General features: G+C 47.1%; 8 protein-coding genes and 1 tRNA gene. 2 read left to right on the top strand and 7 right to left on the bottom strand.

Annotated features, from left to right (window positions below; all coding sequences use genetic code 11):
• Window positions 1-143 precede the first annotated feature (143 nt).
• From QVO39_RS02350 to QVO39_RS02320, 7 genes are all read right to left on the bottom strand, one after another.
• The gene (locus QVO39_RS02350) at window positions 144-2,606 is read right to left on the bottom strand and encodes a polysaccharide biosynthesis tyrosine autokinase (RefSeq protein WP_021902856.1); all 2,463 of its coding nucleotides are present in this window, start codon (window positions 2,604-2,606) and stop codon (window positions 144-146) included.
• A 20-nt stretch (window positions 2,607-2,626) separates the two neighbouring features.
• Window positions 2,627-3,409, bottom strand: a complete 783-nt coding sequence (locus tag QVO39_RS02345) for a polysaccharide biosynthesis/export family protein (RefSeq protein WP_021902855.1) — start codon at window positions 3,407-3,409, stop codon at window positions 2,627-2,629.
• A gap of 274 nt (window positions 3,410-3,683) precedes the next feature.
• A tRNA-His gene (locus QVO39_RS02340) sits at window positions 3,684-3,756 on the bottom strand.
• Window positions 3,757-4,016: 260 nt separating this feature from the next.
• Window positions 4,017-4,715, bottom strand: coding sequence for a GNA1162 family protein (locus tag QVO39_RS02335; RefSeq protein WP_018028626.1), 699 nt, complete (start codon window positions 4,713-4,715; stop codon window positions 4,017-4,019).
• Window positions 4,712-5,065 carry a DUF4810 domain-containing protein gene (locus QVO39_RS02330; RefSeq protein WP_018028627.1) on the bottom strand — a complete coding sequence of 118 codons (354 nt, stop codon included), beginning with the start codon at window positions 5,063-5,065 and terminating at the stop codon, window positions 4,712-4,714. The genes QVO39_RS02335 and QVO39_RS02330 overlap by 4 nt, the downstream gene beginning before the upstream one ends.
• 2 nt (window positions 5,066-5,067) lie before the next feature.
• Window positions 5,068-5,418, bottom strand: a complete 351-nt coding sequence (locus tag QVO39_RS02325) for a hypothetical protein (RefSeq protein ID WP_018028628.1) — start codon at window positions 5,416-5,418, stop codon at window positions 5,068-5,070.
• Between the two features lie 4 nt (window positions 5,419-5,422).
• Complete coding sequence (locus QVO39_RS02320) at window positions 5,423-6,322, bottom strand: CsgG/HfaB family protein (protein ID WP_021902854.1); 900 nt, start codon at window positions 6,320-6,322, stop codon at window positions 5,423-5,425.
• Between the two features lie 234 nt (window positions 6,323-6,556).
• Between QVO39_RS02320 and QVO39_RS02315 the strand changes: the two genes are divergently transcribed.
• Together QVO39_RS02315 and rsmI are read left to right on the top strand one after the other, a co-directional pair.
• Window positions 6,557-7,159, top strand: coding sequence for a DUF8457 domain-containing protein (locus QVO39_RS02315; RefSeq protein WP_021902853.1), 603 nt, complete (start codon window positions 6,557-6,559; stop codon window positions 7,157-7,159).
• A 7-nt stretch (window positions 7,160-7,166) separates the two neighbouring features.
• Complete coding sequence (gene rsmI, locus QVO39_RS02310) at window positions 7,167-7,889, top strand: 16S rRNA (cytidine(1402)-2'-O)-methyltransferase (protein ID WP_021902852.1); 723 nt, start codon at window positions 7,167-7,169, stop codon at window positions 7,887-7,889.
• The last annotated feature ends 71 nt before the right edge of the window (window positions 7,890-7,960 follow it).

Raw genomic sequence — 7,960 nt, 5'->3', positions numbered from 1 at the left:
GTTGCAACTCGCCGATCGCTTAGTTGCAACTCCACTTTTGCTCTGCTACGGGAGGGTTAAGGATCGGACAAATTGGAAGAGGAAGGTACAAAAAAAGGACCTCGGTGGGGAGGTCCTTTTTGATGGGTGATAAGGTTTGATGACTATTTGTGGTTGTCGTCCTTATGGCCATATCCATATCCGTAGCCATATCCGTATCCGTATCCATAGCCGTAGCTCTTGACAAAGATGGAGTTATTGGTGTTGATGTCGTTGAGTATTAGGCTCATGCTGGATAGTTTCTGGTGGTCGGCGAGGTAATTGATATACTCTACATCGCGCTTATTGGTCTTATCGGATCGCAGTATATAGAGTGTGTGATCCACTACGCGACTGAGTACCAAGCTATCTACCACTGGACCAACAGGGGCGGAGTCGACTAGGATATAGTCGTAGTGCTTCCGGAAGGTATCAAATACCTCCTCTAGCCTAGGCCTAGCGAGTAGCTCGGTAGGGTTGGGTGGGATAGCACCCGCATTGATGATATCTAGGTTGGGGTATTCTTCTAGGTGCTGTATGTAGTGTATTGGATCTGTTGAAGCATCATTGAGTAGGTCGGTCATACCGCCTAGAGATGCATTCTTGATCCCAAAGGTACGCTTCAGCTGAGGGTTACGGATATCTAGCCCCACGAGTAGCACTTTATACTGAAGTGCTGAGAGCGAGATGGCTAGGTTGCTGACTACAAAGGTCTTTCCCTCTCCACTCACGGTGGAGGTACACATTAGTACCAATGGTCGCTTATTCTGAGTGAGGAAGCTGAGGTTGGTACGGATATTTCTAAAGGCCTCTGTGGCTACACTATTACCCTCTAGCTGCACCAACAGCTCGGGAAGATCGCCCTCTCCTGAGGCTGATTTTTGCTGAGGTATTCCTCCGGCAATCGGTAGGTTGGTGAGCTTTTTGATATCCTCCTCGGTATGTACCTTTGTTTGAGCTAGCTTCCAGAGGTAGATGGCTATGGTGGGTAATACCAATCCGAGTAACAAGCTAGCGAGATAGATAATTGGCTTCTTGGGGCTAGAGGGCTTGGATGCTGCGAGTGCGCTGTCTACCACCTTGGCACTCTCAAGTGATGAGGCGAGCTCAATGGAGGTCTCTTCCCGGCGGGTGAGTAGCATCAGGTAGAGATTGGAGCGGATAGAGCGCTGCCGCTCGATATCTGTGCTGATGCGCTCAAAGGTAGGAGCTTGCGAGATGCGAGAGCTGTAGCGCTGCTCCATTCCCTTCAGGCCATTCAGCTGTATCTGAAGCCCTTGCTTAGCCACGTCTGCGGCCTCTAAGATATTGGTTCGTGCCACATTGAGGTTTTCGGTGAGGCTCTTTACCTTGGGGTGGTCTTTATTGGCTGCCTCTAGCAGACCGTCTCTCTCAAAGACCATTTGATTGTATATCTCCACGGCGGTTTGTAGGGTACCGTCGGTAAACCCTAGGCTACCAGGTATGATCTCGTACTTCCCCTCCTTTGTCTTTAGGTCATTGATAAGGAAAGCGACCAGCTTCAGCTGCGTCTCTGCCTCTGCCCGCTTTTGATCGATCATAGCGGTGGAGGAGACGACTACGCCGAGGTCTTGGTAGCTGGTGACACCTTGGCTCTTCTTTACCTCCTCTAGTTTTTTCTCCGTGGCATTAAGCTCCTCACCGATGAGGTTGATGCGCTCATTGATAAAGTCGTAGGTGCGCTGTGCGGTAGCATTTTTATCGATCGCCCGCTCCCGATTGTAGACCTCAATGAGTTTGGAGAGAAAGCGCTCGCCCTTTGCTCTATTCTTGGCGGTAATCCCCAAGACTGCTACAGAGCCTTGCTTATTGGCTCTATCCACTGTGAGCCCGCCCTTCTCGGCATAGTAGATGGCGAGCTTTTGTGGTGATTGTATGGTGACATCAAAGCTGCTGGGGAGCTCCATTTTCCCCTCCTTGTAGCTCTCCCGCTTGGTGATGGAGGCGATGCCTTCGCCCAATACAAAGGTGGCTGGTAGGGAGTCGATGACTATAGCTTCGCCCTTGACATAGTCCGAAGAGATCTTGTACCCCTTGTCGCTAATCGACTCTATGGTGAGCGTAATGGGGGCACCTATTTTACTTAGCCCTACGGGGTCCATAGATATCTCAAAAGGGAGCTCGCTATCCCATACTGTAGTGGTGAGCCCCTTTCGACTGGTCACCTCTACATACTGCTGGCTCTCCTCTATGGTCTTTTGAAGGATCTCACGCGAACCGAGTATCTCTAGTTCGTTATCTACATTGACATTCTTTACCCCCATGCCCAGTTCGGCAAAGTCGAGCCCCTGTATCTGTGGGCTACTTTTATCTTTTTGCTCTAGAAATAGCACCGAGGCCTTGACGGGATACTGTGGGCTACTACTTTTGATAAATAGCCAGCCGAGGAGCAGGCAAAGCACCAGTGCAATGAGGTAGATGGGCCAATACCTAAAGTAGTCTATTAGGATGCTTAGAATATCCACCTCTTCTTCATTTCCTATTGCCTGTGATGGGCTCATCTCGGGCGCTGCGGGGATATGGGTGGGCTGCTGTGGGTTATTAGGGTTATTATTTATTTGAGTCATAAGCTATGATCGATTTCTGCTTATCGTCTTAATATGGTGACTAGAAGGTTGGCTACTGTAAGTGCAATCGAAGAGATGCTGATCCAAACAGTGGTGCCCGAACTGATGTTGGACGATGAGGCTATGGCATTATTGGGCATCACGTAGACTACATCTCCCTGCTGTAGGTAGTAGTAGGGCGAATTGATGATGCTGGGATCCATCAGATTGACACTCACCAAGGTGGTCGAACCGTCTTTATTCTCCCGAAGTATCTTCACCTGATCTCGTATACCATATATAGTAAGGTCTCCCGCATTGGCGAGTGCCTCGAAGAGATTTACCTTGCCATTGGCCGAAACAAATGCCCCTGGCTTGTGCACTTCACCGAGCACTGAGTAGCGGTAGTTTTGGATCTGGACATTGACGCTGGGCACCTCATTGAGATAGGTTGTGAGTGCCTTTTTGACCACCTCCTCCGCCTCCCTTAGGGTGAGACCACCGAGCTTCGTGAGCCCTAGCACTGGTAGGTCGACCTCGCCAGAATTATCCACCAAAAAGGTGCGTATACCACTTTGCACACTAGAATACTGCTGCTGAGGGTTCCAGTAAATCCCATTGAAGCTTGCCACCAACTCGGGCTTGGAAGCTTGGATATTGACCGTGAGGATATCCTTTGGTTTGATGGTAGCATCTTGGAGAGCACGGGCTTCCGTTTGCATCTTATTCTCCGCATATTGTAGATAGGCAACATCCTTGGTGCTGGCACAGCTAGCCAGTAATAATAGGAGCAGTGCCGATAGAAGGGTCGAACGCAGTCTCATATTGTTCATAATTAAATTTGAGTTTGAATACAACACACCATACGCAAAAGTAACAATAATAAGTGATATACGGGTATCCTTGAGCGGATGTTACGCTTTAGAGGGTCGTATCGTGTTGCATTTATCTGAGTGTTTATAGGGCGGGCCTCTGCGAAATCCTTACTCCATTACCCTCAAAAACTTATATGAGACTGTTGCACGAAGGCGTTATCTAGTGAGACGATATAAAAAGAGTAGGCGGAAAGCTAATTAGCCTTCCGCCTACTTCATTTAGGGTGAACGACGGGGATCGAACCCGCGACAACTGGACCCACAATCCAGGGCTCTACCAGCTGAGCTACGTCCACCATGTCCGACTAGATAATTCTAATCGCGTGGACAAAGATACATAATATTTCTATAATCCAAAAGAAACCTCCCTAAAAAAATCAGTGGTTCCGCATTTGGTTTCTCTTGACGTGTGGCATCAATGGGAGTGTCTGTGGGGTAAGGACCTCTTCTAATGCGTAACCCCTGTATTGCGAGTGGTTTTTGGTCGGGCAGTAAAAAGTAATAGGGTTCATAGAAACCTATGAACCCTATTACTAGTGTTAATGTGTCTCTGTCGCTAGAGCTTTACACGACCTGTAATATCCTTTTGCCCTGCTGGGGTATCTTGGTCTTGGTCGTGAAGGGGAGCATATTTCCCATCAGGAATGTCAGAGAGGATAAAACCATTTGCTTTGCGTGCGGCTACAATGTTATCGGAAAGGGCTGTCGCTACTGCATTTGCTACCAAGTTAAGTAGCATACTACTGGTGTTGGCCACCTTGCAATCTACGGTAACATCAGCACTTCTCTGAAAGAGTACTTTATTATCCTTGGTAGATTTTAAGATGTATTCAATATTCACATCCATAGTATTTGTAAGCACAATCTTCTGCCACTTATTTATTACAGTAAAGAGCACGGCGTCAGCTGTGAACACGTTATTGAATGGCTTTAGGCTACCGTCAATAAATAATTCAGCATCTTCTGCGCTTTCACTTTGTAAAAGTTCTTGAGCTAATAGTGGTGAAAAGACGTAGTATCCTCTCTCTACAAGAGGGTGGAAAAGTGAGGCATACACCGCCTCTTTAGCCTCTACTTTATTTGTCTTATTGATCGGAGGCATTACTAGTATGCTTAAAGGTTTCTGGGCATATAGCTCTTTGTATACCTCCCCTTTCTTGCCATAGTTGGCAGTAAGCCCACATGATGAAAGTAGTAATAGCAAGCTCAGAAGCGAAGCTATTGAAAAGGCTAGTCTATTGTAGTGAGTTTTCATTTTTCAAACTGCTTAATTATCCTTGTAATAAATACTTTGCTCTCTGGGTATAGCTCAATCTCTTTTTTTAGGAGCTGTAGTCCCTCTTCTCTTTTCCCCTGTTTGATAAGGAGATACCCATATTCTGCACATATTCCAGGCTGGACCATTTTTCGAGTGCCATTTGGGGTGTTTATAAGGCGTTCGTACTCTTTAATAAGGTGCTCTTCGCTTTTGGGCGTTCTGTCCTTAGTGAAAGTATGAACAGCATTGTCATAACCGTACCAAGAATATAGGGTTTTTGTAGTGCTACAGCTACAAAGGGAAAGTGTCAAGATTACTGGTAGCAAAAAAAGAATTAAACGTTTCATGTTTATCGTAGCTCTATCAATTTGGTTTTTCTAGTTGATAAAAATATCTTGCCACTATAGAGCACCCTTCCCTCTTTGCTCTTAACAGCAATGGAATAAGTGCCTGGCTTAAGATAAAACTGTGGCTTCTTCCCCTCGCTCCCTTTTGTCTGTATTACCTTTGTCTCTGTGGGGTTACTACCATTAATGGTTACTACCACGGTTTCTTTAACAAGGGTCTTGTTGTCGCTAATTATCTTTAAATAGGCCTCATCAGCCAAGCCCCCTGTTGCGGAATTTACGGTGCCACAGGAAAGGAGAGCGACTGCTAGTATGGCACTCAATGCGAGGCCAATCCAATTCAAATGCTTCATTTTTTTATCTTATTTCTTGTATATAATAATCCGAGAGCTTAGAGCCGTCAATAGCTCCTTCGACGATATTGACTATGGAGAACTCAGTCATCGGAGTGTCTCCCAAGGTCATTTGCACCTCAATGGCTCCCACTTTTTTACCTGGAAGTTCAATCATAGCACCTGTCTGAGGGTTCTTCACCCTTTTTCCTTTTGCGTAGATGTCAAATCTATCGCCTGCAACAAGTCCTTGAGAGGCTCCACCAGCAATGATAGTTCCGTCGTTATCCATGGAGATTATATAGGTGCGCCAAGGCTTGTCTGCACATTTATTGATAATGTTCTCTACTAGCTGATCAATAGCAGCAGAAATAGCTTTGTCGGCTAGAGAAGCATCATACCCACTTACGCCCCCCATTCCTAGAGTGGACTTGCTAGTGGTATTGGCATACCCTTTAGCCTCCTCAGAATAGGTTGCGACCCCCGTAGCGACATCAACCAGCCTAAGGCTCACTCCAGCCTCTACCTGCTGGGTCTTTTTGGCAGTTAGAAGACCTACTTCGCCAGAAGTCTTACGTCCGAATTCTGTTACTGAACCGAGGATCACATAGTCGGCAGTTACCTTGTTGTCGTTGTTGCCATCGGCAATCTCTTTTGCGATTGCTTCGGCATCAGAGCGCTCAACGAGGATAAATTTACCTGAAGCGATTAATTTTGCAGTTAAGATGTCTTGAGCCTGCTTAGCGATGGGATCATTCTCACGGTCATAAAAGATGCCTTTGCCATATTGGGTCTCATTAGAAAACCTCCCGATAGCGACTTTCCATTTTAAGCTCCTTCCTTCATTTTCTTGACCATAGAGGTGTAGACCTCCAGATAGAAGGAGTAGAAAGACTATCCATACACGATGCGATACATTTCTCATAAGTACTTAATTATATGATTTGTGTTTCTTATTTCCTTGTGCAAGTTACCACTTTTTTGGAAATTGAACACATTAATGTCCTAACTTATTAAATTGATTTAAGTGATTTCTTTATTGGAGTAATGGAGCGCCTTATTAGGAGGACGAAGGGGGTGGCGGTGGAAATGCGGGTATTCGGAAAATTATGTGTACTTTTGTGCAGTATAATAGGGAGTTTGATAAGTCACTGAACGTATGGAGTACAATAAAGAGGCAGAAGGGATATTGCAGAGAATCGATAAGATGGCTGACGACTTGCAGCGACTTCGTAGAGAGGTGGCTCAGCTCCTTGTGAAGCATACCGAGCTATGTGCCAAAGGCGAGTCGACTGAAGCGGGTTCCACAGAAGCACCTAGTGGTGAGCGAAGTGAGATATCCTGTATCTCGAGCCTTGAGGAGCTCTATGCTCGGGACTTTGAGAGTGATGACGAGCCGACGGAGCATGAGCCAATCGCTTTTGAACCAGTTGGCGAGCCGATAAAGAACGAAAAGGAGGGTAGCGACTCTCTGGACGATCTCTTCGTTAAGGCTGGCTCGGAAGAGGCGATGGAGGATCTTTTTGAGGCTCGCAAGGGCTTTGACCTGCTCTCCAATCTGACCATTGCGGACCGCTATCTCTTTGCTAATGAGCTCTTCTATGGAGATCAGGCGGCGTTGGAGGATATGCTGCGGGAAATGGAACCTCTGAGCAGTATGGCCCATGTGGAGAGCTATCTCTACGATGTGCGTAAGCTGGGGCGTGATGAGGAGGTGGTGAAGCACCTATTGGCGTTTGTTCAGGAGCATCGTTGTAAGTAACAAGCCTATGGTCTACCCACTAGTCGTCATACCTACCCCTGTGGGGAATATGGAGGATATTACCCTGAGAGCGTTGCGACTGCTGAGGGAGGCGGATATGGTCTATGCTGAGGATACGCGGACCACTGCCAAACTCTTTCAAGCCCACGATATACAGGCACCGCTCAAGAGCTTTCATATCCACAATGAGCACTCTGTAGCGGGGGAGTTGGCAAGTAGAGTGGAGCGTGGCGAGCGGGTAGCTTTGGTCTCGGATGCGGGTACGCCTGGGATTTCCGATCCTGGCTTTATGGCGGTGCGGGCCTGCTTGGAGCGGGGACTTGAGGTGACTTGTTTGCCAGGACCAACTGCTTTTGTACCTGCTTTGGTGGGCTCGGGTTTGCCTTGTGAGCGCTTCTTTTTTGAAGGTTTCTTGCCAAATAAAAAAGGGCGAAAGACGCGGATAGAGGCACTAATGGAGCGTGATGTGACAACGGTCCTCTATGAATCACCAAAGCGCTTGGTGAAGCTACTGGGGGAGTTGCAAGAGATTGTGGGCGGTGACCGCCAAGTGGTGGTTGCTCGTGAATTGAGTAAAAAGTTTGAGGAGTTCCACCGCGGAAGTGTGTCGGAGCTTCAGAGTTATTTTGAGGAAAATGAGCCACTAGGCGAGATAGTGGTGATGGTCGCCCCCCAAGAGAAGCAGGAGAGCGTCCATGTGAATAAGTATAAAGAGCATAATTTTAGATAACAAACAGTATGAAACATCTTTTTTCATTGGCGACTATCGCCGCAATTGTTATGGTAGGGCTGTCTTCTTGT

This window comes from Porphyromonas sp. CAG:1061, assembly GCF_000435035.1.
Lineage (GTDB): Bacteria > Bacteroidota > Bacteroidia > Bacteroidales > Porphyromonadaceae > Porphyromonas_A > Porphyromonas_A somerae.
This window is presented reverse-complemented; position numbering and strand designations above follow the sequence as displayed.